Annotated in this window: 29 protein-coding genes and 1 tRNA gene; 16 read left to right on the top strand and 14 right to left on the bottom strand. The window is 63.7% G+C overall.

Annotated elements, in window-relative coordinates; translation table 11 throughout:
* Positions 1-84 precede the first annotated feature (84 nt).
* Both NBT82_RS12855 and rdfA read right to left on the bottom strand, forming a co-directional pair.
* Positions 85-2,031, bottom strand: a complete 1,947-nt coding sequence (locus NBT82_RS12855; protein WP_251328514.1) for an archaea-specific SMC-related protein — start codon at positions 2,029-2,031, stop codon at positions 85-87.
* A 157-nt stretch (positions 2,032-2,188) separates the two neighbouring features.
* Positions 2,189-2,806 (bottom strand): rod-determining factor RdfA, encoded by a 618-nt coding sequence (gene rdfA, locus NBT82_RS12850; protein ID WP_251328513.1) that lies wholly within the window; start codon positions 2,804-2,806, stop codon positions 2,189-2,191.
* Between the two features lie 642 nt (positions 2,807-3,448).
* Between rdfA and NBT82_RS12845 the strand changes: the two genes are divergently transcribed.
* From NBT82_RS12845 to NBT82_RS12835, 3 genes are all read left to right on the top strand, one after another.
* Positions 3,449-3,718, top strand: coding sequence for a BolA family protein (locus tag NBT82_RS12845; protein ID WP_251328512.1), 270 nt, complete (start codon positions 3,449-3,451; stop codon positions 3,716-3,718).
* Between the two features lie 37 nt (positions 3,719-3,755).
* Complete coding sequence (locus NBT82_RS12840) at positions 3,756-5,180, top strand: class II fumarate hydratase (protein ID WP_251328511.1); 1,425 nt, start codon at positions 3,756-3,758, stop codon at positions 5,178-5,180.
* A 152-nt stretch (positions 5,181-5,332) separates the two neighbouring features.
* Entirely contained in the window at positions 5,333-5,491 is a 159-nt protein-coding gene (locus NBT82_RS12835; protein WP_251328510.1) for an HVO_2901 family zinc finger protein, read from the top strand.
* Here NBT82_RS12835 and NBT82_RS12830 read toward each other — a convergent pair whose 3' ends face one another.
* The 3 genes from NBT82_RS12830 to priS form a co-directional block, all read right to left on the bottom strand.
* Positions 5,492-7,090, bottom strand: a complete 1,599-nt coding sequence (locus NBT82_RS12830; RefSeq protein WP_251328509.1) for a M61 metallopeptidase family protein — start codon at positions 7,088-7,090, stop codon at positions 5,492-5,494.
* 99 nt (positions 7,091-7,189) lie between these two features.
* Positions 7,190-8,086, bottom strand: a complete 897-nt coding sequence (locus NBT82_RS12825; protein ID WP_251328508.1) for a hypothetical protein — start codon at positions 8,084-8,086, stop codon at positions 7,190-7,192.
* Positions 8,083-9,240 (bottom strand): DNA primase small subunit PriS, encoded by a 1,158-nt coding sequence (gene priS / locus NBT82_RS12820; RefSeq protein WP_251328507.1) that lies wholly within the window; start codon positions 9,238-9,240, stop codon positions 8,083-8,085. Before priS ends, NBT82_RS12825 begins: the two co-directional genes overlap by 4 nt.
* Positions 9,241-9,333: 93 nt before the next feature.
* Between priS and NBT82_RS12815 the strand changes: the two genes are divergently transcribed.
* A complete protein-coding gene (locus tag NBT82_RS12815) occupies positions 9,334-10,368 on the top strand; it encodes a mechanosensitive ion channel family protein (protein ID WP_251328506.1) in 1,035 nt (344 codons plus the stop codon).
* Between the two features lie 3 nt (positions 10,369-10,371).
* Here NBT82_RS12815 and NBT82_RS12810 read toward each other — a convergent pair whose 3' ends face one another.
* The 3 genes from NBT82_RS12810 to NBT82_RS12800 all read right to left on the bottom strand — a co-directional run bounded on the left by NBT82_RS12810 (position 10,372) and on the right by NBT82_RS12800 (position 12,011).
* Positions 10,372-10,773, bottom strand: a complete 402-nt coding sequence (locus NBT82_RS12810) for a universal stress protein (protein WP_251328505.1) — start codon at positions 10,771-10,773, stop codon at positions 10,372-10,374.
* 99 nt (positions 10,774-10,872) lie between these two features.
* The gene (locus NBT82_RS12805; protein WP_251328504.1) at positions 10,873-11,079 is read right to left on the bottom strand and encodes a dodecin; all 207 of its coding nucleotides are present in this window, start codon (positions 11,077-11,079) and stop codon (positions 10,873-10,875) included.
* A gap of 152 nt (positions 11,080-11,231) precedes the next feature.
* Positions 11,232-12,011 (bottom strand): helix-turn-helix transcriptional regulator, encoded by a 780-nt coding sequence (locus NBT82_RS12800; RefSeq protein WP_251328503.1) that lies wholly within the window; start codon positions 12,009-12,011, stop codon positions 11,232-11,234.
* Positions 12,012-12,269: 258 nt separating this feature from the next.
* On the opposite strand from NBT82_RS12800, the gene NBT82_RS12795 reads away from it, so the two are divergent.
* A complete protein-coding gene (locus NBT82_RS12795) occupies positions 12,270-12,800 on the top strand; it encodes a DUF7344 domain-containing protein (RefSeq protein ID WP_251328502.1) in 531 nt (176 codons plus the stop codon).
* On the opposite strand, the gene NBT82_RS12790 is transcribed toward NBT82_RS12795, so the two are convergent.
* A complete protein-coding gene (locus NBT82_RS12790) occupies positions 12,797-13,456 on the bottom strand; it encodes a DUF2238 domain-containing protein (RefSeq protein ID WP_251328501.1) in 660 nt (219 codons plus the stop codon). The two genes, NBT82_RS12795 and NBT82_RS12790, sit on opposite strands and share 4 nt — an antisense overlap.
* 1 nt (position 13,457) lies before the next feature.
* Positions 13,458-14,120, bottom strand: coding sequence for a hypothetical protein (locus NBT82_RS12785; protein WP_251328500.1), 663 nt, complete (start codon positions 14,118-14,120; stop codon positions 13,458-13,460).
* A 179-nt stretch (positions 14,121-14,299) separates the two neighbouring features.
* Between NBT82_RS12785 and NBT82_RS12780 the strand changes: the two genes are divergently transcribed.
* The 3 genes from NBT82_RS12780 to NBT82_RS12770 all read left to right on the top strand — a co-directional run bounded on the left by NBT82_RS12780 (position 14,300) and on the right by NBT82_RS12770 (position 17,315).
* On the top strand, positions 14,300-16,723 hold the full coding sequence (locus NBT82_RS12780; protein ID WP_251328499.1) for an outer membrane protein assembly factor BamB family protein: 2,424 nt from the start codon (positions 14,300-14,302) through the stop codon (positions 16,721-16,723).
* A gap of 104 nt (positions 16,724-16,827) precedes the next feature.
* Positions 16,828-17,100 (top strand): hypothetical protein, encoded by a 273-nt coding sequence (locus tag NBT82_RS12775; RefSeq protein WP_251328498.1) that lies wholly within the window; start codon positions 16,828-16,830, stop codon positions 17,098-17,100.
* An 8-nt stretch (positions 17,101-17,108) separates the two neighbouring features.
* Complete coding sequence (locus tag NBT82_RS12770; RefSeq protein ID WP_251328497.1) at positions 17,109-17,315, top strand: YegP family protein; 207 nt, start codon at positions 17,109-17,111, stop codon at positions 17,313-17,315.
* 13 nt (positions 17,316-17,328) lie between these two features.
* Here the strand turns inward: NBT82_RS12770 and NBT82_RS12765 are convergent, their stop codons facing one another.
* Positions 17,329-18,060: an SDR family oxidoreductase gene (locus NBT82_RS12765; RefSeq protein WP_251328496.1), complete on the bottom strand. Its 732-nt coding sequence runs from the start codon at positions 18,058-18,060 to the stop codon at positions 17,329-17,331.
* A gap of 119 nt (positions 18,061-18,179) precedes the next feature.
* On the opposite strand from NBT82_RS12765, the gene NBT82_RS12760 reads away from it, so the two are divergent.
* The 8 genes from NBT82_RS12760 to NBT82_RS12725 all read left to right on the top strand — a co-directional run bounded on the left by NBT82_RS12760 (position 18,180) and on the right by NBT82_RS12725 (position 23,446).
* Positions 18,180-18,254 (top strand) — tRNA-Glu (locus tag NBT82_RS12760).
* A 164-nt stretch (positions 18,255-18,418) separates the two neighbouring features.
* Positions 18,419-18,649 (top strand): hypothetical protein, encoded by a 231-nt coding sequence (locus tag NBT82_RS12755; RefSeq protein ID WP_251328495.1) that lies wholly within the window; start codon positions 18,419-18,421, stop codon positions 18,647-18,649.
* A gap of 313 nt (positions 18,650-18,962) precedes the next feature.
* On the top strand, positions 18,963-19,337 hold the full coding sequence (locus NBT82_RS12750; protein ID WP_251328494.1) for a TRAM domain-containing protein: 375 nt from the start codon (positions 18,963-18,965) through the stop codon (positions 19,335-19,337).
* 163 nt (positions 19,338-19,500) lie between these two features.
* A complete protein-coding gene (locus tag NBT82_RS12745) occupies positions 19,501-19,707 on the top strand; it encodes a cold-shock protein (protein WP_114587455.1) in 207 nt (68 codons plus the stop codon).
* Between the two features lie 170 nt (positions 19,708-19,877).
* A complete protein-coding gene (locus NBT82_RS12740; RefSeq protein WP_251328493.1) occupies positions 19,878-21,272 on the top strand; it encodes a hypothetical protein in 1,395 nt (464 codons plus the stop codon).
* 109 nt (positions 21,273-21,381) lie between these two features.
* Complete coding sequence (gene mntA / locus NBT82_RS12735; protein WP_251328492.1) at positions 21,382-21,813, top strand: type VII toxin-antitoxin system MntA family adenylyltransferase antitoxin; 432 nt, start codon at positions 21,382-21,384, stop codon at positions 21,811-21,813.
* Positions 21,806-22,234, top strand: coding sequence for a type VII toxin-antitoxin system HepT family RNase toxin (gene hepT, locus NBT82_RS12730; protein WP_251328491.1), 429 nt, complete (start codon positions 21,806-21,808; stop codon positions 22,232-22,234). Before mntA ends, hepT begins: the two co-directional genes overlap by 8 nt.
* A gap of 117 nt (positions 22,235-22,351) precedes the next feature.
* Positions 22,352-23,446 carry an enolase-like domain-containing protein gene (locus NBT82_RS12725; protein WP_251328490.1) on the top strand — a complete coding sequence of 365 codons (1,095 nt, stop codon included), beginning with the start codon at positions 22,352-22,354 and terminating at the stop codon, positions 23,444-23,446.
* Between the two features lie 313 nt (positions 23,447-23,759).
* Here the strand turns inward: NBT82_RS12725 and NBT82_RS12720 are convergent, their stop codons facing one another.
* The 3 genes from NBT82_RS12720 to NBT82_RS12710 all read right to left on the bottom strand — a co-directional run bounded on the left by NBT82_RS12720 (position 23,760) and on the right by NBT82_RS12710 (position 26,245).
* Positions 23,760-24,089: a cupin domain-containing protein gene (locus NBT82_RS12720; protein ID WP_251328489.1), complete on the bottom strand. Its 330-nt coding sequence runs from the start codon at positions 24,087-24,089 to the stop codon at positions 23,760-23,762.
* Positions 24,090-24,347: 258 nt separating this feature from the next.
* Complete coding sequence (locus NBT82_RS12715; protein ID WP_251328488.1) at positions 24,348-24,644, bottom strand: DUF8011 family protein; 297 nt, start codon at positions 24,642-24,644, stop codon at positions 24,348-24,350.
* Between the two features lie 836 nt (positions 24,645-25,480).
* Positions 25,481-26,245 (bottom strand): SDR family NAD(P)-dependent oxidoreductase, encoded by a 765-nt coding sequence (locus NBT82_RS12710; RefSeq protein WP_251328487.1) that lies wholly within the window; start codon positions 26,243-26,245, stop codon positions 25,481-25,483.
* Positions 26,246-26,320 lie beyond the last annotated feature (75 nt).

Raw genomic sequence — 26,320 nt, 5'->3', positions numbered from 1 at the left:
CCGGATGCCTCCACCACGGGGCGACAGAAGAGAGGCCGTCGAAGCCACCGGCGGCCCAGTGACGGTGGAGCGTCCGTCGCCGCGCTAGATCTCCGTGATCCGGCGGTACTCGTCGTCGAGTGCCCGTGCGTCTTCCGGCAGTAGGGCAACGACCAGGTAGGAGACGTACTCCTCGAAATACGAGACGAGATGAGCGATGCGCTCGGAGTCGATGGCCTCGAGCGAATCGAGTAACACGAACGGGACGACCTCGTGGACGTCGTGAACGAGGTAGCCCGCGAGGGCGAACACGAGGCCTGTCACTTCGCGTTCGCTCTCGCTGAGGTGGTCGACGGTGTCCTCGTAGGTGGTGCCGTCGTCCGTCGACCGGACGACGTGGAGGTCGAACGAGCCACGCTGTACCTTGCGGCGGCCGTCACGAACGGTCCTTTCGGTCCGCTCGATCCAGATGCGCTCGAGGTTCTCGTACTGGAGGACATCGAGGAGGGTTTCCATGTGCTCGTTGAACCGTTCGATGGACTCCGTCTCCAGCGTCTCGATGCGGGTTCGAAGTTCGGTGAGTCGTCGCTTGATCTCCTCGCGTTCGGATTCGAGTTCGTCCTTCTCGGCGATACGGTCTTCGAGGTCCTCGCGTTCCTCCTCGACGGACGCCAGTTCGTCCTCGAGGCGGTCGCGTTCGAACTCCAGTTCGTTGATCGACTTGTGGAGCGACAGTACCTCGCTTTGCTCCCGATCCTCCAGTGTCTCGGCGCGGTCCTCCAGGGCATCGATCGTCTCCATCGTCTCCTCGCGCTGTCGTTCGAGCGACTCGATGGTGGACTCCTGATTGTCGATTTCGGAGTCGAGGCGCTGGAGTCGCCGCTCGAGTTGCGATCGCTCCTGACGTTCGTTCTCGATGTCTCGTTTCTCGGATTTGCGTTCCTCGATTTCGTCCGCGACCTCGGAGCGCTCGGTCCCCTTCTCCCGCCGAAGCTCGCGGAGTCGGTCGATCGTCCCCTGGATAGCGTCGGCCTCGACCTCGCTACCGCAAGTCCAACAGACCGCGGTGTCGGCGAGCAGCTGTTCCGAGGGTGAGTCGGCCGTGCCCGGGGTGAGGGCGTCCTTGAGCTCCCGGTTCGTCCCGTCGAGCATCTCCTCGTTGAACTCGATGATACGCTGGAGTTGGCTGACGGTGGCGTCGAGTGACTGCTTGCGGTCACGGAGCTGTTCGAGTTCGGCCTCGAGTTCGTCCAGATCACCCGGGACGTCGTCGGGAAGGGAGTCGAGTTCACGCTCGACGTCCGTCCGTTCGTCCTCGAGACCCTCGAGGCTCTCGCGTGCCGTGTCGAGTTTGAAGTCGATATCGTTGAGCTCCGAGCGCGCCGCCCGGAGATCGGCCATCACGTCCTCGAGATCCGACTCCCCGTCCGGAGAGTCCGAGACGTCCGTGTCGGCGGCGTCGAGTTTGGCACGCTTGGCTTCGAGTTCCGCCTCCGTGTCCTCGATTCGGGTCCGAAGCTTCGTTCGGCGCTCTTCGAGCGCTGGAAGCTCCCGGCGTAGCTCCTCGATCCGGTCGATCTCCTCGTCGACGCGTCGTTTCTCCGATTCGACTCGCTCGATCTCGGATTTGACCGCTTCGGTGTCGATCGGTCGCATGATCACCTCCCGCAGGTCGTCGGCCCGGGCGACCGCGCGGCGGGCCTCGTTGTCCTCCAGCAGAAAGGCAAAGAGATCCGCGAGCGTCGGATCGTCCAGGAGCGGATCGCCCTGAAACTGTACCCCACGGGGCGTCCGCGAGAGCGTCCGGGTGAACGCTTCGTCGTCCCGATCGAGTTCGACGGAACCTTCCTCGGCGTCCCCCTTGAGCGAGACGTCCTCGCTGCCGACGACGGCCATAAGCGCCTGCAGGAACGAGGTTCGATTGGTCGCGTTCCTTCCGGTCAGAACGTTTACGCCGGGGGCGAGCTCCACCGCCGTGTGATCGATTCCGCCGATGTTGTCGACGGTGACCCGGAGGACAGTGTCGGGGACCTGCACGTTCGAGGAAGCCATACGAACGCGATGGGAGAGACAAGACTTAATATTTCTCACTCACCTCCCGGTGGCATCGGGCGACGCCGGTGGGTCGTACGACGGTCGCGGCGTCCATAGTCCAGTCGGCGGGTATCGGCGGACGGCCGGACGGTTCCCGCCGAACACCGCTCCTACCTCAATCACAGTCACAACCACCGCGCTCGATGAACGCCACGGCGTCGTATTCGGATCCACACTCCGCACAGCGAATCCGCATCTCGACGAAGGTTTCGTACTCCTGGGCCGTGATCTCGTCCTTTTTCGCCAGTTGTGCGACGGTACGGTCCGTGACGGCCGTCGTCCGACTGCGCAGTCGCTGGAGCGTCTCTACGCTCCGTTTCGTCGGATCCTGTGGTTCACGGTCGTACTCCGCGTTCCGGTACTTCTTCAGATACGTGTGGACCGCCTGATGGGTGACGAAATCCGACGTCAGGGCCTCGACGTCGACGCCGTCCCGTTCCAGTTCCCGCTCTTTCCGTATCCGTTCGCCCGCGCTCACGTCCCCCTGCAGCGTCTCGTAGAGGTGAGCGACGTCGCGATCGGTCGACGTTCTCCCCGCAGCGACGAGTGCGGCCTGGAGGACACGCCGATTCAACAGATCGGCGAGGTCACGAAGGCTCAGTCGCTCGTCGTCGTCAGCGAGCCACCGACGTTCGAGTTCCGCACCCAACTCGCCAAGGTCGTACTTCTGTATGACCCGACCGACCTTGCTCCGCGTCTCGTCTCGGTCCCGATCGTCGCGTGACTCGGCCATTGGGGCGGCACAACGGCCCGCATGATGAAAAAGCCACGAGGTCACCGATCGGAGCGTATGGTCGGACGGCGAAACGCACGAATCGAGGGGTCGCGAGACGGTGTTACAGAGGTATGAGTGTAATTTCTCGCCCGGGTAGTAGGACGTGGTGACGGCGGGCCCGAGGTCGATCGTCAGCCGCCGAAGTGAATTATTTATTGAATATCTAGTTATCCGAGAGTGATCCGAAGCCAGCGACACCCCAGGATCGACGCTACGGCGATTCGACCGCGGATAAGTAGTCGAAAACGAGCCACGAAATCGGTCGAAACCTGTTTTCTACCGCTCAGAGACCGTCCATTCGGAGTCGAGGACTTCGGAATCGGCGCCGCGCCCCCACGACGTCGGTCCAAAGAAACGAATATTGGTAGAGGCCGTCTCTGAGCCACGGATCCGTGGATGTCGAAACATCGTTTCGGTAGCCACGTTTCTGCCTGCTACGACCGAATATCTGATTTCGGTGTTTTGAGTATTATATCTATTGCCGATATTTTCGATACGTTCGACGCGGGGCGACGTCGCCGGGAGCCTGGATCGGGCGTCACGGATGATCTGCCGGACGATGACCCCGCAGTTTTTGTGCGACGACCACCCCCATAGGGTATGGAGACTGCTGACGTCGAACGACTCATCGAGGAGGGAATCGAGGACGCGGACGCGACGGTCACCAAACCGCGTGTCCCCGACGAGGACCACGAGGACGCCCACTTCGCCGCCGTGGTCGTCTCGCCCGCCTTCGAGGGATTACCCCTAGTCCAGCAACACCAACTGGTCTACGACGCGCTCGAGGGGCACATGACGACCGATATCCACGCCGTGGAGATGAAGACGTACACCCCCGAGGCGTACGAGGAACACGGCCCGGACGCGTAACGGTAGCTTTTACGAGGGGGCTCCCGTTCGCTCGCGCATGAGCGAGGATTCCAGCGAGGACGGATTCCGCGTCGAACGGGACAGTCTCGGCGAGATTCGCGTCCCCGAGGACGCGTACTGGGGCGCACAGACACAGCGTGCCGTCGAGAACTTCCCCATCAGCGACTGTCGGTTCGGCCGCCGGTTCGTCCGCGCGCTCGGCGTGGTCAAGAAGTCGGCCGCGCGGGCCAACCGCGACCTCGACCTCGTCGAGGCGGACGTCGCCGACGCCATCGTCGCCGCGGCCGACGAGGTGATCGCCGGCGGCCACGACGATCAGTTCCCGGTCGACGTCTTCCAGACCGGCTCCGGTACCTCCTCGAACATGAACGCGAACGAAGTGATCGCCAATCGTGCGGCGGAACTGATGGGCAGCGAGGTCGGCGATCGGATCGTCCATCCCAACGACCACGTCAACTTCGGCCAGTCCTCGAACGACGTCATTCCCACCGCGATGCACGTCGCCGCACTGGAGGCAGTCGAGAAAGATCTGATACCCGCACTGGAGACGCTGGCGGCCGAACTCGACGCCAAGGCCGACGAGTTCGACGGCGTCGTCAAGACCGGGCGGACCCACCTGCAGGACGCCACGCCCGTCCGCCTCGGACAGGAGTTCGGCGGCTACCGTACGCAGGTCGAGAAGGGGATCGAGCGCTGTGAGTCGGTCGCTCCGCGCCTCGCCGAACTCGCACTCGGCGGGACGGCTACGGGGACCGGCCTGAACACCCACCCAGAGTTCCCCGAACGGGCGGCCGCGTACATCGCCGAGGAGACGGGCATCGACTTCCGCGAGGCCGACGACCACTTCGAGGCCCAAGCCGCCCACGACGCGATGGGCGAGGCCCACGGCGCCCTCCGGACGGTCGCGGGGTCGCTGAACAAGATCGCGAACGACCTCCGACTACTGGCCTCGGGCCCCCGTAACGGCCTCGGCGAGATCGAACAGCCCGAGAACCAGCCGGGATCGTCGATCATGCCGGGAAAGATCAACCCGGTCGTCGCGGAGGCGGTCAACCAGGTCCACACGCAGGTCGTGGGCAACGATGCCGCCGTCTCCGCCGGTGCCGCGGGCGGCCAGATCGACCTCAACCTCTACAAACCCGTGATCGCGTACAACTTCCTGCAGTCGACCTCGCTCCTCGCGAACGCCGCCGAGACGTTCGCCGAGAAGTTCGTGGCGAAACTGGCGGCCAACGAGAAACACTGTGCCGACGCGGTCGAGCGGTCGATGGCGCTCGCGACGGCGCTCAACCCCGCCATCGGCTACGACAAGGCCTCCGACGTCGCCAAGACGGCGCTGAAAGAGGACAAGACCGTCCGCGAGGTGGCGATCGAAAAGGGCTATCTCACGGCGACGGAGGCCGACGAGGTGCTCGACCCCGCGCGGATGACCCACCGAGGGATTCTGAGCGCCGACGACTGAGGCCGGACCACGAGTCCATCACGGTCACGTCCCGAGCACCCGACAAACCGAACTCGACGGAACGTCCCCCGGAGACGCCACAGTCGGTCCGAACCCGTCGTGTATGGAACCGAAACGACACGTTCATAGTGGATGCTGTCGATGCTCGGACTATGCCGCAGATGCACGTCTCCTCCCGCCGAGATCTCCTCGTCTGCCGAAAGTGCGACGCCGAGTTTCCGGAGGGTCGCGCCACGAAGGACGGCTGGACCTACGAATGTCCGGAGTGTGGCGAGGCGACCGGTCTCGGCGAGGGGCTGCGACGGGTCTGATCACCCTCGCCGTCGACGCAAAGCGCCGAGTGCCGCGACGAGCGTCAGAGCGACGGCACTCGCACCCGCACCGAACCCGGACCCCGAACCCTCCGTCACCGTGCGGGTCGTTCCGGTTTCGCGTTCGTTCTCGGTTCCAGTTTCGCTCCCGGCCGTCGCCGTCGACTCCGTCTCGGTCGCGACGACGTCGTCAGACCCTGCGCCCGCGACGAACGGATGGCGGCCGTTGTCTACCTCCCTGCCGCTCGGGGTTCCGTCGCCGTCCGGGTCGAGGTCCGGATCGGCCACGTAGTACCGCGGGTTCTCGGGCAGCGGCGGCAGAGCGTCGGTGGTGACGTACCGATCCAGCCACGGGCCAAGCGACTCGTCGCCTGCCACCTCGATCACCGCTTCCCGGAAGGCCCGGTAGTCGGTGAAGGATTCCGTGCGCCCTGCGAACACGTCACGGAGCGTCCGTTCGCCGTCGGTGCGGCGCCTGATCTCCGCGTCCAGTGCGGCGAGGACGTGCGCACCCTTGTCGTAGTGGGCGGTGGTCCCTCGCCAGGTCTCCGGGTCGGTCAGGGTCGCCGACTGCCGTTCGGGGGCGTACTCGTTGGCCCGGAGTTCCGCCCGGAAGGACTCGTAGTCTCCGACGCCGTCGTTGAGGGCGAACAGGTGGCCGTAATACTCCGCACTTGCCTCGGTTAGCCACGTCGCGTCGCCGGTCCCCACCGTGCTCAGTCGCGTGTGGACGTACTCGTGGGCGAACACTGCGCCCGTGTCCGTCAGGCTGAGACCCGACTCTCCGACCCAGAACGCCGTGTCGACGGTGGCGGCGTCGACGTTCGCGGTGCCCTCGTCGCTGACGGGCAGGACGAACACCGTGATCCGGTCGTGCCGGACGCCGAAGTCGAAGTGCTCGTTGGCGGTGCGCAGGAAGTCGGTAGCCCGCGCGGTGTCGGCGTTCGCGGCCCCGAGGACGAACGTCGCCCGTTCGTCGGCGACGGTCACGTTCCGTCGGTCGTGGGGACCGAGGTACGCGAGGTGGCTGCTGGCGTACCCCGGTTCGTCCGCCGCGACGCCGAAGGACGTGGTTCGGACCGGCTGCTCGTCGGTCCGAACCTGGACACGGGTGCTGGGCTGTGAGACGAGCGCCCAGTCGCCGCGTTCGACGCCACGGACGCCGCTCCCCAGCTCGTCGCCGACGGCGAGACGAAGCGAGAACGTCGGTCGCTCCGTCTCGGTGTCCCACAACAACCGCGTCGCCGCCGTCCGCTCGAACCCGTCGGTGTTCTCGACGGTGACGCCCGGTACGGAGAGCAGGGGCACGCCGACGCGAAGCCCGCTCACCGATTCGGGCACCCGATACGCGAACGTCAGCGTCACGCTTCCCGGGTCGGAGTTGCGCGAGGCGACGATGCGCTCACGGAGGGTCGATCCGGTCCGCTGTGGGGCCGCCGTCGGAGCCGAGACGGCGGCCACCGGCGCCGACGCCGACGCGTCGTCGGTCCCGCCGCCGGCGTAGACGTCGGTCGTCGCCAGTGCCGGCGAAACCCCGGCAACGACGAGTACTGCGGCCACCAACAGGGCCCCCGTCATCCGGACCCGACGGTCTGGCATGAGTTGTCTAGGCAATCGCCGGGCAAGTATCTGTGGCCCGGATCACTGAGACCGGTTCGATCGGGGCGTTCGTCGAGACAGGATGCAGCGGCGCCCGTGTCAGTCGTCGAGACGCTCGGCGGCGTCCCGATCCAGCAGGGGTTCGGCGTTCGGCGTCGGCAGCGTCACGACGTCCTCGCTCGCGAGGTCGTACTCACGCTCGTCGACGCCGAATATCTCGCCCACGTCGCGGGTGATGCGGAGGGTCGTGCGATCGGTCCCGGTCTCGCCGCCGTCGGGTGTCGGTGCATCGGGCGTCGGCGAGTCGGTCGGCGTCGGTGCGTCCGCGTCCGGGTCCGCGTCGGCCGACGGCTCGCTCGACCGGGAGGGGCGGTCGGCGGTAGTCGTGGCGTCGGCGCTCGGGTCGGCTCCCCCCTCGTCACCCATCGCCTCCGCCAGGATGTCGTCGGGGGCGGGCGCCGGGGCCGGATCTGCCTCGGCGTCGGCCGGGGGCTGGGGTGATGGCTCCGGCGAGGGATCGGCCGCGGACGAGGCTTCGGGTGAGGGATCGGCGGCGGAGTCGTGGGCGGGGGCGGGGGCGCTCGCCCCGCCGGTCGCGTCGCCCTCGGCCTCGCCGGCGAGCGTATCGAGGACCGTCTCCCGGTTCCGCTCGATGCGGGCGACCAGATCCTCGAAGAGGTCGCGCTCCTCGGTCGTGAGTCCCTCGTCCTCGGTCGCCATGCCCGCGGCCGCGAAGGTCGCCCGCTTGACGATCTTGCCGATCCGACGCTCGTAGATGCTCTCGACGACTTCCTCGGCGGTCTCGATCTCGTCGGTCAGCCGGCTGACCTCCGGCGAGGAGAAGGGATCGTCGGCCGCCTCCGCGACCCGCTGGCGTTCGGCCTTGCGCTCGGCGACGTACTCGGCGACGTCGCGATAGAACGAGTCCCGGAGGTGCTGGAGGCTGTCTTTCTGTCGTTCGGTGCGCTGGACCGTGCGCAGTTCCTCCACGTTCATTCTTTGACCTTCCGGGCCCGGTCGCGCGTCATCAGGAACACGCCGACGCACTCCGGTACCGTTTGCACTCCTGCGTCCAAGGTAAACCTGTCGCCGTCAAGTTCGACCGTTCCCGGTTCGGTCACCTCGACCCGAACGTCGCGTCTGGTGAACCGCTCGGGGACGGCGTCGACCAGCGGATCGAACGCGTCGATGGCGTCCCGATCGATCCGGCGGACGACGAGGCCGCTCCCACCGTGCAGGCTCCCCGGGAGGCGGATCAGGCGGTGGGTGTCCGTCGTCACCGGTTCGTCGATGGGTGCCGTCTCCGCTTCGACCGTCTCGTGGGCGATCGCCTCGACGAGCGTGCGTGCGCCCGGTCCGCCGACCTCGACGTTACCCCGTGCCACCGCGCGCTCGTTGTCGACGAAGGCATCGAGCAGGGTGCTCGCTCGTCCCTCGCCGATGCCGTCGAACGCGGTGAGTCGATCCATCGCCTCGTCCTCGTCGAGGGTCCGCAACTCCTCGACGAACCCGCGGAGACGGCGGTGGGTCCGACGACCCCACCCGCCTTCGGTACGGAGTTCGCGTCGAGTCGTCCCGCCGACGGCGCGGGTACGTACCAGCCCCTCGACGTCGAGGTCGACCGCGCGGACGTAGTCGACCACCTCGCGCCGGGCAGCCGACTCGAGTCCGGCCAGGCCCTCGTCCCGGACGTGGACGTGATAGCCCCGGCCGCCCGAGAACACGACGGTCACGTCCTCGAACCCGAAGTCCTCCTCCAACAGGTCGAGGAGGGACAGCAGCGCGTCCTTACACGCCGCGAGCATCTCGGCGTAGGTCGCCGCCTCCGGGTCGACGCCCGGGAGGTGGTCGGCGTCGAGGTCGAAAACGAGGTCGGCGCCCTGCCAGCCCTTCTCGTCCATCGAGGTCGCATCCGGGTCGGCGTACCGCGCCGCCGAGAAGTAGACGTGGCGAGGCGTCTCGCGGTGGAGGAAATCGGCCACGTCCCCGAGATCGTAGATCGACCGGTGGCGGATCATCGTCGTCGAACCGCTCGTCCACGGGATATGTCCCCACTCCCGCGTCTCCGGGTCGGGGGGAAGCGTCGGGTCGGCATCCCGGTAGTAATCGCCGAAGCGGCCCGCGAGATACTCGCGCGTCCGTCGATCCATCGATACCGTCTGGGGGAGGGACGGTATAGTAGCTTGTGATCGCCGCGCCCGTCGCGTGGAAACCCTTTTTTTCGGCCGCGGAGAGGAACTGACATGACACTCGGGGCGATCGGACTGGCGGGGACGGCACCACCGATCGGGACGGTGGAGTGGGTCCGGTGGCTGTGGAGTGTCACCGCCGTCCGGGTGGTCGTCGCCGGCCTGATCGTCGTCGCCGGGGCCGTCATCTCGAAGTTCCTCGTGCGACTGCTCGGGCGCACGGTCGCCCGACGGTTCCAGCGACAGAGCGTCGCCCAGACCGTCCTCGGCCTACTTCGCGTCTCGACGGTCGTCGTCGCGACCCTCGTCGCGGGGAGCATCCTCGGCCTCGGCATCGGTGACATCGTCCTCTCGGTGACCGTCTTCTCCGCCGTCCTCGGTATCGTCCTCGCGCCCATCGTCGGCAGCATCATCAACGGCGTGTTCGTCCTCGCGGACAACCCCTACGAGATCGGGGACATGATCGAACTGGAGGACGGTCGGCGAGGGTTCGTCGACGACATCACGCTCAGATACACCAAGATCTTCACCCTCGAAAACACGTTTCTGGTCGTCCCGAACTCGTCGATGCGGGAGCGCGACGTCACCAACTACTCCGCCGAGGACGAGCGGACCCGGCTCTCGATCCCCCTGCTCGTCACCTACGAGGGCGACCTCGACGAGGCCCGGCGGCTCATGGAGCGATCCGCGCGCGGCGTCGAGGAGGTGATCGAGGGCGGTCCGGACATCCGCATCGGGAGCGCCCGCTACCCCGCGAAGCCGACCTGTCTGATCGACGCCTACGCCGACAGCGGGGTTCGGCTCGTCCTCCGGTTCTGGGTGCGGACGCCGTACAAGATCCCGCGAGTGGAGTCGACCGTCCGCGAACGCATCTGGGAGCACCTCGCCGGGGCGGACGTGGAGATCGCCTACCCCCACCAGCACCTCCTGTTCGACGAGAACAGCGGGCAGGCACGCGTCGCACTCGAAGACGGGGCCGAGATGGGGCTGGACGACGGCGAGGACGCGGACGGAGCGACGACGCGGACGGAGAGCGGCGTGACGGACGCCGGTCCGGAGTCTTCGGCCGGCAGGTCGCCGACGGAATGACGCCTACGCGCTGACGGTGATCACGTCGCAGTCGAGTTTCTCCCGCAGGAACGTGTCGATGTCCGGATCGTCGAGGAAGCGAGCGAAGGTGCGTCGCCATCGGCCGACCTGTTTCGAGCCGATGACGACCACGTCGGCGTTCTCGGCGGCCACCTCGTCGAGGATGGTCTCCTCGACGAGAAAGCCCCGCCGAACGACGTAGCGGACGCGGTCGACGTTGCCGAACTCCGCCTCCACGGCGCGTTTCAGGTCCGTCCGCGTCACTTCGCGTCCCTCCTGATAGAGGTCGACGTGTAACACGGTGAGATCGGCGTCGCGGTCCTCGGCGACCCTGATCGCCTCCGCGAGCGTCGCCCGGGAGTGTCCACTAAGCGGATAGCGGACCGGGACCACCACCAGCGTCATGGAAGATTCGAGTATCCCGGGCGGTTTCAATGTATTCTATTCTGACGGGGGAGGCGAGGACGAACCGTCACTTCCCCCGGATCGCGGCCGTGGCGCAGTTCACTCCTCGAGTTCGAACGCCACCTCGACTTCTGCTTGGTACTCCCGATCCTCGGCGCCCGCGATCTCCACGCCGAGGTCGTCAACCTCGATCCACTTGACGCGATCGAGCGTCTCGGTCGCGCGGTCGATCGCGTCGTCGACCGCGTCGTCGAAACTATCCGGACTCCGGCCGATCAGCGTGATTTTCTTGAATACGCCAGACATCGTTTGGGTTTTTTGTTCGTGCCGAGGCCTCAATCCCGACGGGTACTGCTACCAAGGGCCACGACAAAAAGCTAGTCACCGACTGCGTACGGGGCGACGGTCGGCGGCCGCTGGCGTGGTCGCGTGGACGGGGCGCCGAGGGACGGAACGACTCACGACGTCCGGACGCGCGTGGAGCGGTCGTGGATCCGGCTGAGGGTGCGGTCCGCCCAGTCGACCGCCTCGGGACGGTCGGAGCCGAACAGCGCGCGGACGTCGTCGGTCGCCTCGTCGTGCACCGACAGCCACACCCGGGACTGACCGTCGGTATCGAACAGGTACAGTCCCGAGTGAAGCGGCTCGGCGTACTCCCGGACGGTGACGGTATCCAGGTCGAGAACTCGCTCCAGGTCCGACCCGTGGAAGGAGCGCAGAAAGGCGATGGAGTCCGGACAGAGGGTGGCGTCGATGGTCAGCGACCCGTCGACCATGCGTTCGCGTACGTCGGCCGAGAAGGCGGGTCTGATGGCGCCCCGGACGAGCCGACAGCGGTCCGCGTCGAGGAAGGCATCGATCAGGCGTTCACCCGGCGTGTGGGCGCGGTCGTCGGCGGTCACCACCTCCGTTTCCCCGAAGAAACTCGGCGGCGGCCGGATACACTCGTCGAGTCCCTCCAGAGACGGCGCCAGCGATAGCAGTTCGTCGACGCTCGCCGTGGCATCGTGGTAGAGCGCCGCCACGAGGTCGCCCGCGACGGTCAAGCGGACGCGGCCGTCGGTCACGGCGACGAGGCCGAGGTCGACGAGGTCGGCGATGCCGCGGTCGACGGTCGACCGGGAGACGGGCAGTGTCGACGCTAGCACCCGCTTTTGCCGCGGTCCCTCGCGCAGTTCGGCGAGCAGGTCGGCGCGTCGGGCAACGGTGTCCCAGATCTCGGAGTGATCGTCGGACATGTATCGTCGTAGGCTGCCGCTCCACGGGGATAACGTTTCGTCTCGTGAAACGATGGCGGCTCGTCGCTCACGGTGTGATCGTAGTGTCCGTCGTCGCTCGGGGCGTGAGCGGCGTCCGTCGGGCCGGATACGGGTCGAAGGAGTGGCGGTGGCGAGGCAGGAGATAATACTATGGCGTGTGAAGATGGGGGTAGAACCATGCACCGAGGGGAACGGGGATCGAATGCCACCGGTGGCGTCACACAGGTCGGCTAACCGATGTCACAGCGACTCTTTCCCGCCGACAGCGACGAACTCTCCCGAGATGCACTGTTCTCGATACTGCGAAACGAGCGGCGCCGGGAGGTTATCAACTACCTCCGGGAGCACGAGGGGCCGGTCGATCTGCGCGAGTTGAGCGAGTATATCGCCGCGATCGAGAACGACTGCGAGCAGAGTGCGGTCACGTACAAACAGCGCAAGCGGGTACAGACCGCGCTCTACCAGATGCATTTGCCCAAACTCGCGGACCGAAACATCGTCTCCTACGACCGCCGCGCGGGGAAGATCGAACTCGCAGACGGGGCGATGGACTGTCTGCCGTATCTGGACGCCGTCGCCGGAAAACGTCACGTCCGGTGGTGGCGGTGGTATCTCGCCGCCGCCGCCGCCGCCACGGTGCCGATCGGCTTGGCCGCCCTCGGCGTCCGGCCGTTCGCCGCCGTGCCGGGACTCGGGTACGCCGTCGTCGTCTGTACGGCCTTCGTCGCCGTCTCGGTCGCACAGGCCGTCAGCGAGCGCGGCGACTAGGCGTCCGTGCGGCCGAACCGATCCGAGAGCACGCCAACCAGATCGGTCAGATGCGCCGTCCCCCACACGGCGACGATGACGCCGCCGAGCGTATCGAACAGGAGGTCGAGCATCGTATCGTCGAGGCCGTACTGGACGAGGATGCTCCGCGTGCCCGTCAGCGAGGCGACGACCGTCACGCCGAACTCGATAACCTCCCAGAAGACGCCGAACGCGAGGACGAAAAGCAGGATGAACACGAACATGAACCGGTCGGGCAGCGAGACCCCGTCGGAGTGGAGTTCGATGGCCCGCGCGGTGGCATAGCCCGTCGCGGCGACGATCGAGGACGACAGCGTATGCGTCAGGTGATCCCACCACCAGACGCTTCGATAGAGGTTGACCGCCGCGCCCGGCAGGCCGGCCGTCCCGAGCGCGTGGAGGAAGACCGCGGCGGTGATCCAGAGGGTCAGTGCGGGGTCCATCGAGATCTGGTAGTCCCGTTCGAGCACCGCCGGGAGGTGGGTCACCCCGAGACCGATGGCGGCGTTGAGGACGATGCCCGCGTTTCCCTCGTAGAGGCCGACGAAGACGAGGCCGATCAGCGACACCTGCATGACTCGCGAGAGCTGTCGTTGCCGGCGGGTGCTCAGGCCGAGTCGGTCGCGCAGACGCATCTCAGTCACCACCCGTTCGGTCGTCGATCGGATACCGGGGTGTGGTGTCGGCGAACCGCCGGAAGTAGTACTCGAAGATCACGCCGGCGACGACGCCGGCGAGCGTCGCGGCTACGAAGTCCCACATGAGTGCCTCCTCGATGACGTGTTCCGGACGGCCGTCCAGTAGGATCGACGTGCCGAGGAGCGTATCTGAGAGCCACCGGGCCTCGGCCCACAGACCCGCCGTGGCGACGGTGGCGACGACTACGAACAGCACGGCGAAGGAGACGGTCATGCGCACGGGGGTGAACACGTCGAGTTCGACCGCGAGGATGAGTGCGGCGGCCGCGACGGCGACGTACGTCGTGATCCGCCCCGTGAGCGTCACGCCACCGACCGTCCGTCCGACGATGAGGACGTGCCCCAGGGCGGGGACGGACGCGAGCACGAGCACCTCCCAGGGAACCATCGCGTCGACGCGGCGAAAGGCGACCGCCGGCGCGACGGCGAGGGCGATCAGCCCGAGGGTGAACCCGGCCCAGAGCGGTCGCCCGCCGAGGGTCGCGACGACGACGGCGACGGTCAGAACGCCGACGAACGTCCATCCGAGGGCGGCGTTCAGGCCGCGGCGGTCGAACAGCACACCGATCCCCTGACTGGAACTGGGATCGACGGATGACATAGGACACGGTCGGATGGCCGCGGGCAAAGCGCTTGGGGAACCTGCCGGCGGCGAGCGCCGCCGGAGCCGCGAGGGGGACGACCCAGTCGTTCGACTCCGAGGGACGGACCGTGCCGGAAACGGATGGCGTGGGGGAAACCAAAGCGTTAGTAGTTCCCGGCGTGAGGACTCCGCAATCGATGGTCCGAGACGCAACGCGGCGGGACCTCATCCGGGCGACCGGCGGCGTGGTGGCGGGTGCGACCGTCGGGCGAGCGGTACTCCCCGCGGCGGTCGACGTCGGGACCGCCCAGCGCTCGACCGAGGGCTGGCACCAGTTCGGTTACGACGACGCCAACACGGGTCACGCCCCGGACAACACCGGCCCGAGCGTCGACGTGGACGAACGGTGGACGCTCGAAACCGGGCGCGGGGTCCGGTCGTCACCGGTCGTGGACGGCGATACGGTGTATCTGAGCAGCAGGGACGGGAACGTCTACGCACTGGCGGCGGGAGACGGGACCACCCGGTGGGTGTTCGACACCGGGGGCGGCCCCCCGGTTGTGACGGACGACACCGTCTACGTGGGCTGTTGGGACGACTCGGCGTACGCACTGGACGCGGCCGACGGGAGCGAACGGTGGGCGGCCGACCTCGACGGGTACGTGTCGTCGTCGCCCGCGGTGGCGAACGGCACCGTCCACGTGGCGAGCGCGGCCGGTACGGTGACCGCGCTCGACGCGAGCGACGGAACCGAGCGGTGGCGGTACGACACCGGAACGGACAAACAGGGTACGCTGTCGCCGGCGATCGTGGACACGACGCTCTACGTCCCCGTCTACGGCGACCGACTCTACGCGCTCGACGCGAGCGACGGGACCGAACGGTGGGTCGACGGCCCCGAGGGGGGCGTTCACTCGTCACCGGCGGTGGCGGACGGCACCGTCTACGTCGGGAGCGCGACCGGCGTCCACGCGCTGAACGCGGCGGACGGAACCGAGCGGTGGCACGTCCCGATCGAGAACCGGAACGGGATCGCGTTCGAGGTGAACTCGTCGCCGGCGGTGGCGGACGGGACCGTCTACGTCGGCAGTGACTTCGATGCGGTGTACGCACTGGACGCGGCCGACGGCACGGTACGGTGGCGGTTCGCAGCCGGGGGGAACGTGACCGGCGCACCCGCCGTCGTGGACGACACCGTCTACGTCGGCAGTAGCGACGGGAGCGTCTACGCGCTGGCAGCGAGCGACGGCAGCCAGGGGTGGGCCCACGCGACGGACGGGAGCGTCGCCTCGTCGCCGGCGGTGGCGAACGGCAGCGTCTACGTCGGCAGCGACGACCAGCGACTGTACGCCCTGTCAGGCTCCGGCGGCCAGACGACCGCAAGCGGGGCGGCATCGCCGACGCGTACCACGTCGACGTCGACGGGGACGGAGACGCCGACGCCGACGCCGACGCCGACGTCTACCCCTTCGCCGTCCTCGACCGACCGTCCGGCCGGCGGCCCGGGGAGCGGGCAGGACGACGACGGCGTTGCCCGACTGGCGCTGGGCGCCGGGGCCGTCGGCCTCGGTGGACTCGGGGCGCTGTGGTGGCGGAGGCGGAGTGGGACCGACGGAGGTGGACCCACGACGAGTACACTCCCGGAGGATGCCGCCCCGCCGGCGGAGAACGGGGCAGCGACCGCGTCCGCCGCCGGCCACGACGAGGGGACGGATTCGACCGGCGGCGCCGAGGACCCACACGACGACGGTCGAAAGGGGGGCGGCGTCCGGCGCGTTCCCGAGACGATTCCGCGGGCGCCCGACGTCTCGGTCGACTACGACGCCCTGACCGACGAGGAACCCATCGGCGGCGGGGGCAACGCCGACGTGACGAGGGCGACTCTGCCCACGCCCGACGGCGACGTGACGTTAGCGATCAAGGTTCCCCGGATGCAGGGGACCTTGCATACGGACGCGGTCGATCGGCTCATGCAGGAGGCCGAGACCTGGGACAAACTCGACGACCACGACCACGTCGTGGGCGTCGTCGACTACGGCGCCGAACCCCTCCCCTGGATCGCAATGGAGTATATGGACGCCGGCCACCTCGGCGACCGGGCCGGCAACCTCGACTTCGAGCAGGCACTCTGGACGGCCATCTCGGTGACGAAGGGCGTGCGTCACGCCCACCGCCGCGGGGTCGCCCACCTCGATCTCAAGCCCGAAAACGTCCTGTTTCGCTCGGTCGACGACGCGTGGGACGTCCCGAAGGTCGCCGACTGGGGGCTCTCGAGACACCTGCTGGAACACTCCCGGAGCGTCGAGGGACTGTCGCCGCAGTACGCCGCCCCCGAGCAGTTCGACGAGGCGTACGGCCCGGCCGACGACATCACCGACGTCTACCAACTCGGCGCGCTCTGCTACCAACTGTTCACCGGGCGACCCCCGTTCGAGGGACGGCCCACGACGGTGATGCGGGCGGTGTTGGAGGACCGCCCGACGCCGCCGAGCGAGGTGGCCGACGTCCCGAAGCGACTGGACGGTATCCTGTCGACCGCCCTCGCCAAGCGAAAGGACGACCGCTACGACAACGTGGCGTACTTCCGGGACGACCTTCGGGACCTGTACGACGAACGGTGAGCGGGCGGTCGTCGGATCGAGAAGCGTCGACGCGACACGTCCGAACGAAACCTGTCCCGCGTGGAGGCGAAGATACAAGCCGTCCCCACGACCATCTCTACTCGATGCCGAACGAAGCGTCCGACGGAGTCCCGGCAGCGTCGAGGGAAGAACAGACGTGGCTCCACCTCGTCGACGACGTACTCGACACGGCGATCGATCGGGAAGAAGAACTGGAGTGTACGTTCGAGGACGTGACCGTCGACGTCCCCGTGCGGATGGACTCCGAGTCGGAGTTCGCCCGCTGGCACCTCGACGGGACCGTTCGCGTTCACGTCGACGGGATGCGTGGCCCGCTCGCGGATTGGCTTCGTTGGTGGTCGCGACAGCTCTCGTAACGAAGACCGTGACGAACGCCCGATTCCCCGAGGCGACGTTTCAGCTGTTCGAAACGGACGCCGGCGGGTTCCGGTGGCGACTCCGCGACGACGACGGGACGGTCCTCGCGACGAGTGGCGAGGCCGCCCCGACCCCACAGGCGGCGGCCCGCCGATTGCAGCGGGTCAAACACGTGGCCCCGACCGCCGGCGTCGACGCGGTCGACTCCGCGTGAGTCCGTCCGGTCCCTACCACCCCTCGAACTTGTCGCGCCGGTAGACGTCGATCTCGTGGACCGTCGAGTGGTTCTGGGCGGCGGCGAACCCGATTGCGTCCGCGATCTCCGCCGGCTCGCTCACCTCGCCCGGTTCGAACCGCTCGGTGAAGGCGTCACCCTCCTCGCTCCCGAACTCCGTGCGCACCTCGGTCGGGTTGACGACCGTGACGCCGACCCCGTCGGCGCCGACCTGGGCTTCGACGCTGTGGGCGAACCCCCGCACCCACCACTTCGTCGCGGCGTAGACCGGATTGGACGGCCGTGGGTACTGCCCCGCGAAACTCCCGACGAAGATCAGGTTGCCCGCCGACGCCGACAGATGCGGGAGCGCCGCCCGCGTGGCGAAGAACGTGCCGTCGACGTTCGTGTCCATCATTGTCCGGTACTCCTCGGTCGAGAGGTCGGCCACCTCGCCGCCGCGGCCGAGTCCCGCGTTGTTGACGAGGACGTCGAGGCCACCGAAGGCGTCGACGACCGTCTCGATCAACGACTCGACTGCCGATTCGTCGCGGACGTCCGTCGGAACGACGAGCGTCTCGACGCCGTACTCCGCTTCCAGCTCGGCGGCAATCGACTCAAGGTGGTCCTCGCTCCGTGCGGCGAGAGCGACCCGTGCCCCTCGACTCGCCAACTCGTGGGCGGTCGCCTCTCCGATGCCGGCACTCGCACCCGTCACGACGGTCGCGCTGTCTTCGAGACTCATAGTCGTCGAACACCTCGTTCCCGAGACCCTTTACTCTCCGCCCGGTCGACCGATATAGTGGAGTTTAAATATTGGCACCCCTTCGCTGTGAATGTGATCGACGCCCCGTGCGTCGACGGGCTCCGATAGTGTAGTCCGGCCAATCATATTGCCCTCTCACGGCAATGACCAGGGTTCGAATCCCTGTCGGAGCACTCCAATTCCTTTCTCGTCTTGCGGGTTTGGCCCGTGGCGGACCACAGGTGAATACGATGCCACAAGGCAAACACGTGATCGAATCCGTGTCACCCCGACGCCGTCTTGCGGTTCATGTTGTTGCCCCGGCTACTACATTCGACGTAAGATTCAGGGGTGAATCATGACCGATCTCGACGGTATCACGGTTGTCACGGAGCCAAGCGAGGAATCGCTGAATGAACGTCAGCTTTCTGACTATCGATCCCAGCGTGAGGACTGTCTCAAATGGTTACTCACGTTCGGGAAGAACCCGGACAAGGTCGAGGGTTATGCCTTCGAGACAGTTCGTATCGGATGGACATGTTCTATCGGCGGGTCTGGGAGCAAGAGAGACGATACGTCGCTGATCTAACTCACGAACACGCGGATGAGTGGATGCAGGAGTTGGCGTATCAAGAAGAGCAATGCCCACAAGGACAACTGCCAGAAGGCGAGACGGATGTTGCTGAAATGGAGACAGTACAAACACGGATTCGATGAATGAGGGATTCGTGCCGAAATCTCCGTTACTCTCTGCTCACATTGCATGTCTACCCGAGAGAGGTACCTTCAAAACTGCAGACTGTTTTTAACGGTGCGGAGAGATACCGTCGATGATGGAGTTTTTAGATTCGTTGCTGTGCATGTTCACCAGTCGGGTAACGAGCCGAAATGGGTCGTATACTTTGGAGATCCCAGAGCAGGAAATCGAGGTAGGATCGTTGGAGGAGGGGAAGAGATACAAAGTGACGTTGTTCGAAGCCGGTGAGGTTGGATCCGCAGAAGATGTAGGTAGCAACTCGTCGGAGTTCACCGGTCAACTGTCGGGAACACGGCAGCGACAGGATAACAGTACGGAGTTCGATCAGCCGCCTGTCGATGAAGGCGAGATCCGAGAAGTCGAAATCGAGGATATCGGTGAGAAAGGGGATGGTATCGCACGCATACCCCCTGGCTACGTCGTATTCGTCGAGAACACCAGTCCGGGGGACCGGGTTCGGATCAAAATTACGGAAGCACGAGACAACTTCGCGTTCGCAGACGTAGTCGGCCAAGTCTAACACTGGTGCCGAATATAGCGGCGATATCGATCATCCAGACCCGTTGTTTCATCTTTCCGAGGCTGAACTGATAGTTCAGCAGGCCTGCGAATGTAGCGTCAAGAGTCGTGGTACCTTGACCCTCGGAAGGGTTATCCCTCAGCCAACCCTTCGTTCGTATGTAATGGCAAACGGTACGGTTGATTTCTTCAACGACACTGGCGGCTACGGTTTCATTTCGACTGACGACGGCGACCTCGACGACGACGAGGACGTGTTCTTCCACATGGAGGACGTTGGCGGCGAGGACCTCACCGAAGGGACTGAGGTCGAGTTCGACATCGAGTCCTCACCCAAGGGGCCTCGCGCGGCGAACGTCGTCCGACAGTAACACCCAGACACGACTGTCGTTCGTAGCGACAGACAACGATCCCGATTTTTCGGACAGTTGCAGATCCCAGCCGACGGTATGCGTACACGCCGAACACGGTCCAGTCTGTCTCCTACTGAGGCCTTCAGCGGAGTCAAAGGAACCAACACACTGGGATCTGAGAGTGAGACATGGCCCTAACGCTCGGACCGAGGGCGACCCATCTGCTGGAGACGTGGGGTGTCGTCGCCGAAACTCATCCGACTGGCCCGGGATACGACCTCACCCGACCGACACGATCAGATCAGTACCGAGAGCGCTTAGTGGCCTTTACTCAGGACCCCTCCGATGCGAATTTCGACGCGCTCTGGAACGAGCAGATACTCGCTTCCGCGAACGAGTGGTTTCCGAGTACCGTCCGGAGCCTCTGGTCCGGCACCTTAGACGACCTCGCAACATTCCTCGACGAGATGCGAACTAGCGAGCAGTACGACGAGTCTTGGAAAAAGCGAGTGAGTTGGGGGACGGTAGTCCCCGAACTCTACTCAAGGTCGAATGAAGACGGTCCCACTGTGAGCCAACAGGCTCGGAATGGCCTCCGCAAGTTCGGCATCGAACCGGCGAGCGGGTTCGACGGATTGGTTGAGCAACTCACGTCGTTCGAAGATGTATACCTTGCTGTGTCCGGTCACGTGACGGCGTCGACCGCAGAGCCGATTCCGGTCTACGAGGAGATCGACCAGTTGTTCGCTCTCGTTACGACGGCCACGCAGGACCACATTACTGCCGAAGCGTCCGGTCCGCGAGGCGAACTCTACTCTGCACTACGTGGCTACCCTTCCACATCGACGACGGATCGTGGCCCTATCGAAATCGACTTCGACGCAGCGACCCCAGCTATCGACGGTCATATCGCTGCACGACGAAACGATGCCTACGCGGATTTGGAAACCGATCACTGGGCTGGCGGGCACTACGAGACGTGGAAGTGGGACTTTGCGACGTACATCGCAGAGGATATCGCGACGTCGTACCAACTCACGAATCTGTCACCCGACGATATCACCCCCTTCTTCGACGACTTCTGGACTAAATCGGACGAATACACTGACACGGATATGCTGTCGACACCTGTGCCACAGTACTTACTGGGACGGTGGGGTGTCGTTCAACTTGGAGATTTCCGCGAGACGTGCGAGGACGATCCGGAACGGGCGGCGACGGTGCTTTCGACGCTCTTTTCGGAGGATGAACATCTGGTCGACCGACTGGAGCAGTTCCACGAATTTGCAGCGAGCGAGGACGTCTCCGACGGGAACGTACTCCGAATCGTCTCGACCCTGCTGATGGGTGTCTCTCCCGATGACTACGTGAATTTCCAGTACGAGCGATTCGAGACGTTCTTCAGCGACTGCAGTAACATCGAGTCCCTAGAAACGGGGTTCGACGCTCGACAGTACTATCGAATCGTCCTCGCCTGTCGCGACCTTCGGGACGTGATGCAGGAGGAACTCCCAGACGCGTCGATGCTCGATGTTCACACGTTGATCCGACTCTATCAGGACTTTCGCGAGAACTCCCAGTAACGGTTCGCTCGTATCGCGAACGAACATCGAACTATAATGCCCGATATTCCATATCAAGACAAGTCGTGTTGACGGAATTCTTTTGTGACGATACAGTGTGATTATAGGTATGAGCCCGAGTGCCGAGCATTCGCAGGTGGTCTCTGCTCTTGAGGAGGCAGTCTGCTCTGACCCAGAGATTACATTCGCGGTCCTGTTCGGATCACAGATCTCGGGCGAGTCCACGCTGTCCTCCGATTTCGATCTTGCGATCAAGTTTGCGAATGAGCTTTCGGACCGAGATCGATTCGAGAAGCGATGTTTCCTTTCCGGTGACCTCCAACACGAGGGACGCCCATTCATCGACGTCTCCGATATTGAATCTCTTCCACTGGATGTTGCCCATGATGCCGTGAATGGTGAACTCCTCTGTGGCGATGAACAGGTATTTGAGCAGTTCAAGAGAGATATCGAGGCGGAATTTGACGAGCAGCGTGAGACGCTTCGTCGCCAGCAGCGTGCGGTGATCGATCGAATCGCGGAGGACGGATTACGTGGTTGACGAACGAGTCGTTTCGGTCAAACTCGAACAGATCGAGCAGTATCATGGCGAACTCAAAGCCAAGCAGGAGACACTCTCCCGTGGTGAGTTTCTCTCGAGTACGACCGAGCAACGCGCCGTCGAACGGATGTTCGAAAACGCAATTCAGGCGTGTGCGGATCTCGCTCAACACATCGCCACACGCGAGTTCGGGTTCGACGGAACGACATCCAAGGATGCGATTCGCGTACTCTCTCGTGAGAGAATCATCGATGAAGAGACGGCCAAGACACTCGTCGCCGCAATCGGTTTTCGGAACGTGCTTGCTCACGAGTACGGGCATGTTGACTACGAAGAGGTCTACGAAACCCTCCAAACAAGCCTCTCCGTGTACGATACGTATAGCCAGCAGGTCGCCCAGTGGGTGACAGAGACCAGCTGAGTCCGTCTATACGCTCTGGCTGGGAAATGGGAACTCGGCAAGGAGCCCAGGCGTTTTACTCTACTGACCTACTACTTCAGAAAGAGATTACGTCACTAGAGTGCCCTAACCAGAGATATGGTTGACACTGGGAGGGAGAATGACTGGAAACACCATAACGAACGTTCCGACCTGTACGACACACTCCAGTCATTACTAGTCACGGTCGAAGACATAACCTTCGAAGAGAAACGGATCGAAACGAGTCATCGGACATTCGAACGAACTATCGTTCAGCTTCATGGGGATGGTTACACGGGAGTCGGCGAAGATACCACTCCATCGGTTGAAGCACACAAGCGACTCCGTACCGAACGATTTCCGCTCCCAGCTGGCGAGCATACGGTCGGCACGTTTGCGATTGCTCTCGATACTGAATTACATCTCGCTGACCACACACCGCGAAGAGAGAATAGCAACCACCAGCAGTGGGCAATCGAAAGTGCAGCCCTCGATCTAGCGCTCAAACAGTCGGGCCAGACATTGGCTGCAGTCCTTGATCAGAGATACGAGCCAGTGACATTCGTCGCCAGTCCCTCGCTCGGTGAGCCACCGAGCGTACGTCCCATACGTCGGATCCGTGAAACAGTCCCGGACCTCGGATTCAAAATCGATGTACCCGGCGATCCAAGTGAGACGTTTCTCTCAGAACTGGCAGCAACGGATGCTGTTCGAGTACTCGATCTCAAAGGGCAGTACGGATCGGACGTCGGCGTACCTGCCGATCCGGAACTGTATCGGCGAGTATTCGAGATGTTTCCTAATGCAATCGTCGAGGATCCCGCAGTAACTGATGAGACAAGGAGAATACTCGAAGCACACGCTGGCCGCGTCGCCTGGGATGCACCGATTACGGACGTTGAAAGCGTGCGAGAACTACCTTTGGATCCGGAGATCATTAACGTCAAACCGTGTCGGTTCGGGAGGCTCGAATCTCTCTGTCAGTTCCTCGATTACGCCTTGGAAAATGACATCGACCTCTACGGAGGTGGAATGTTCGAACTCGGTGCCGGGCGCGCGCACAACCAAGCGTTGGCTTCTCTCTTCTACCCGGATGGTCCGAACGACCTTGCGCCGCCTACGTACCATCAGTTCGAGTCTGCCCAATCTGTCCCGTCGAGTCCGTTAGCTCCACCTGAGGATCCGTCTGGTATCGGGTGGTATTTGAGATAATTGTGTTCGATAGCCTCTGCTGAGTGCCGTTCTTAGAGCACAGCAGGCTGAGGCAAGGTTTATTCCAATATCTGACTCTCGTGGATCACTCGTTACGGTGGCGCAGTTATCGACTTCTCCTCCCAGAGGAGTAATTAGGTTTAGATGGCTCTGCTGAAATCTTCAATAACTGACTCGAAGGGATTGCTGAATACAGAGGGTGTACTCAGTAGACCGTCGGCTCTGGTTCGGTAGATAGGATCGAACTGGCCGTTCGGAACGACGCAGAAAGGTCGTACTCGACGGGACTACAGGCGTAGGGTGCGACCTGTCGTTACGTTGCCTGAGAGCCTTCGGCGGGCGCGTACATAACCGTGACCACGAACTTGCCGTCGAAATCGGTGAACTGGTGGTCTGTCCCGGGACGGAGATGGACAACGTCACCCGGCTCGACCTCCACCGACTCGTCGTCGGTCACGAGCGTCGCCTCGCCCATATCGATACGGTAAATCTCTTCCTCGGCGTGCGCGTGCATCGGATCCGCGTCGCCCGGCTCAAACCGCATCACTTGGAGGCTGAACGACACTGCACGCATCGCTTCGGTTTCCATCTCCCCGTCCTCGGCCAGTTGGTCCGCAATGTCAGTAACGTTGATTTTATCCACGATTTACATATGTGGGTGCCGGGTATATGTGCTTCGTTCCTTGCTCGAAAAAATCAGCTTCCGGACGCGCATCGTGGGAGATACGCGCCCTCTATGCAGCACGGCCCGTGAAATCTACCCCGAGGCTGTCAGGAACCTCGTGCTGAATGTAGAGGTTGCGTGTAGCAACTTCACCTCTTGTCTTTTCGGTCACTCCAAAAGAGTCTCCGTGGGAATGAACTCGTAGCAAGAGCGGTGAACTCAATCCGACCGGCTCGATTACGCTGAGAGGAGTTCGGGCGTGACGAAGCCGATTACGAGAAGACTCACCAGTACAGCGATCGCCGTAAGTCGCAGGGCACCAGCAGCCCGTCGGCGAGATTTCGGCAAGGACTCGGCAATGCCTGAGAGGGCCATCCCAGCGATCAGAAACAGGCTAGCATAGAACGGCGTCGCCCCTTCTACAATGACGTAGTACGCCTGTTGCCCGGCCAGCAGAAGTGCACCACAGAGGAAAACCAGCCCAACCCCTCTGGAGGGCTCGCCGAACACGATCTCATCGATCATGGAGGGCACCAAGCGTGTCGTCTCCCGCGATATTCAAATACTGCGGGGATTCGCGTACCCGCCGCTGAGACGAGTATGGTTTGATCGTGAAACGGTGCTGATGGCGCTGACCGACTCGCGCCCTGTATTCAGCACGCCCCGTGAATCCTATCAGCGATTGAGGGTTTCAACAGAACCGATTGCATGAATTGATCTCGAAGTTTCGGATTTTAACCCCGATATTACTGTAGCTGATCGCGAAAAGTTGTTGCAACAACCCGATGAGTTACTGGGCCTCGTGCGGCCTCGACGAGAAAAATAAGATATCGTATATGATACATCTGAAAGGGTAAAAATAGGTAGAGAGAACAGAAGTGGCTGTATCTGACTTTATTGATGAATTAGGTATGGGGATTTACACGCACCAGTTTAAATATTGAATTTATTAATCCAATGTAAGTTGCCCGTTGGGCATCGCTCCGGGAATTTATATAGAAAGCCCCGGAAAGTACCTGGTAGCCACGGTGTTTGAGCCAATATAGACGAGAAAAGCCCGGATTGACCGTGCTTGCAGGCAGTCTCCGTTCGTGAGCGAGGTGTGCCCTCTCACGGCAATGACCAGGGTTCGAATCCCTGTCGGAGCATTACAGCGAGCGTCACTCCGTGACGCGAGCGAACCGTACGTGACAGGAGTCGAATCGGGGAGCGGCCTCGCCGCGACCGTAGTTCGAATCCCTGTCGGGGCATTAGATTTACGGGCAAATTCAGTAACTTGCCCGACACTTCTCTCGTGGTCGGTGTCCCATCCGTATGAGACAGCAATCGATCGGTCAGAAGCCGTTCCAGAGTCGAACCGGTAGAGGGCGTCAGACCTCTCTGATAGTAACCCCACCGTCGACAACGAGATTGTGACCGTTGATGTACGAGGCCTCGTCGCTCGCCAGAAAGGCGACCACGGTCGCGACCTCTTCGGGATCACCGATGTATTTCAGCGGAACCTCCTCGGCTAACGTGACGAGCTCGCCCTCGTCTTCTTTCGTCATCGCCGTCTCGATGATCCCCGGATTGACCGAATTGACCCGGATTCCCTCCGGTCCCTTCTCGTAGGCTAGCGACCGCGATAGGTTCGTCACCCCGCCCTTCGCTGCGCAGTAGACCGACGACTCCGGGAGTCCATAGAGGCCCGAGGTCGAGGAGACGTTGACGATGGTTCCGCCCTCATCCTGTGCTTCCATCTGCTGGATGGCAGCCTGACAGCCGAAGAACGCACCTTTGAGATTCGTGTCCATCATCCAGTCGTAGTTTTCCTCGTCGACCTCCTCGATCGGTCGGGTCTCAAAAACGGCTGCGTTGTTCACCATAACGTCCAGCGAACCGTACGCTTCGACGGCGGCGTCGACCGCGTCCTCAAGATCACCGAGTCGCAGAACGTCCGTCTGCTTGAACATCGCTTCCCCGCCTTCCTCCTCAATGAGTTCGACCGTCGGTGCCCCACCCAACCGCGGTTCGCGGTGACGTGTCGCGACGACGACGTTGGCTCCCTCACGGGCGAACTGCCGGGCCGTGGCACGACCGATCCCCGACGACGCTCCGGTCACTACTGCCGTCTCGTTTTCAAGTCTCTGAGACATTACCTCTCACGATTCACATACGTCCTTATTAAGTTAATTGACAACACACGACATGTCAGTAGTAGATCCTCACCA

Origin of the sequence: Haloplanus sp. HW8-1, assembly GCF_023703795.1 — an archaeon.
Lineage (GTDB): Archaea > Halobacteriota > Halobacteria > Halobacteriales > Haloferacaceae > Haloplanus > Haloplanus pelagicus.
The sequence above is the reverse complement of the archived record's forward strand: the minus strand, read 5'-3'. Positions and strand labels throughout refer to the sequence as shown.

Coding starts and splice junctions, on each gene's coding strand:
- NBT82_RS12815 (WP_251328506.1), top strand. CDS start 9,334: ATGACACTCGGGGCGATCGGACTGGCGGGGACGGCACCACCGATCGGG.
- NBT82_RS12780 (WP_251328499.1), top strand. CDS start 14,300: ATGGTCCGAGACGCAACGCGGCGGGACCTCATCCGGGCGACCGGCGGC.
- NBT82_RS12835 (WP_251328510.1), top strand. CDS start 5,333: ATGCCGCAGATGCACGTCTCCTCCCGCCGAGATCTCCTCGTCTGCCGA.
- NBT82_RS12710 (WP_251328487.1), bottom strand. CDS start 26,245: ATGTCTCAGAGACTTGAAAACGAGACGGCAGTAGTGACCGGAGCGTCG.
- NBT82_RS12740 (WP_251328493.1), top strand. CDS start 19,878: ATGGCCCTAACGCTCGGACCGAGGGCGACCCATCTGCTGGAGACGTGG.
- priS (WP_251328507.1), bottom strand. CDS start 9,240: ATGGATCGACGGACGCGCGAGTATCTCGCGGGCCGCTTCGGCGATTAC.
- NBT82_RS12825 (WP_251328508.1), bottom strand. CDS start 8,086: ATGAACGTGGAGGAACTGCGCACGGTCCAGCGCACCGAACGACAGAAA.
- NBT82_RS12790 (WP_251328501.1), bottom strand. CDS start 13,456: ATGCGTCTGCGCGACCGACTCGGCCTGAGCACCCGCCGGCAACGACAG.
- NBT82_RS12810 (WP_251328505.1), bottom strand. CDS start 10,773: ATGACGCTGGTGGTGGTCCCGGTCCGCTATCCGCTTAGTGGACACTCC.
- NBT82_RS12845 (WP_251328512.1), top strand. CDS start 3,449: ATGGAGACTGCTGACGTCGAACGACTCATCGAGGAGGGAATCGAGGAC.
- NBT82_RS12805 (WP_251328504.1), bottom strand. CDS start 11,079: ATGTCTGGCGTATTCAAGAAAATCACGCTGATCGGCCGGAGTCCGGAT.
- NBT82_RS12725 (WP_251328490.1), top strand. CDS start 22,352: ATGGTTGACACTGGGAGGGAGAATGACTGGAAACACCATAACGAACGT.
- NBT82_RS12775 (WP_251328498.1), top strand. CDS start 16,828: ATGCCGAACGAAGCGTCCGACGGAGTCCCGGCAGCGTCGAGGGAAGAA.
- NBT82_RS12830 (WP_251328509.1), bottom strand. CDS start 7,090: ATGCCAGACCGTCGGGTCCGGATGACGGGGGCCCTGTTGGTGGCCGCA.
- NBT82_RS12855 (WP_251328514.1), bottom strand. CDS start 2,031: ATGGCTTCCTCGAACGTGCAGGTCCCCGACACTGTCCTCCGGGTCACC.
- NBT82_RS12795 (WP_251328502.1), top strand. CDS start 12,270: ATGTCACAGCGACTCTTTCCCGCCGACAGCGACGAACTCTCCCGAGAT.
- NBT82_RS12755 (WP_251328495.1), top strand. CDS start 18,419: ATGACCGATCTCGACGGTATCACGGTTGTCACGGAGCCAAGCGAGGAA.
- NBT82_RS12800 (WP_251328503.1), bottom strand. CDS start 12,011: ATGTCCGACGATCACTCCGAGATCTGGGACACCGTTGCCCGACGCGCC.
- NBT82_RS12765 (WP_251328496.1), bottom strand. CDS start 18,060: ATGAGTCTCGAAGACAGCGCGACCGTCGTGACGGGTGCGAGTGCCGGC.
- mntA (WP_251328492.1), top strand. CDS start 21,382: ATGAGCCCGAGTGCCGAGCATTCGCAGGTGGTCTCTGCTCTTGAGGAG.
- NBT82_RS12745 (WP_114587455.1), top strand. CDS start 19,501: ATGGCAAACGGTACGGTTGATTTCTTCAACGACACTGGCGGCTACGGT.
- NBT82_RS12785 (WP_251328500.1), bottom strand. CDS start 14,120: ATGTCATCCGTCGATCCCAGTTCCAGTCAGGGGATCGGTGTGCTGTTC.
- NBT82_RS12840 (WP_251328511.1), top strand. CDS start 3,756: ATGAGCGAGGATTCCAGCGAGGACGGATTCCGCGTCGAACGGGACAGT.
- rdfA (WP_251328513.1), bottom strand. CDS start 2,806: ATGGCCGAGTCACGCGACGATCGGGACCGAGACGAGACGCGGAGCAAG.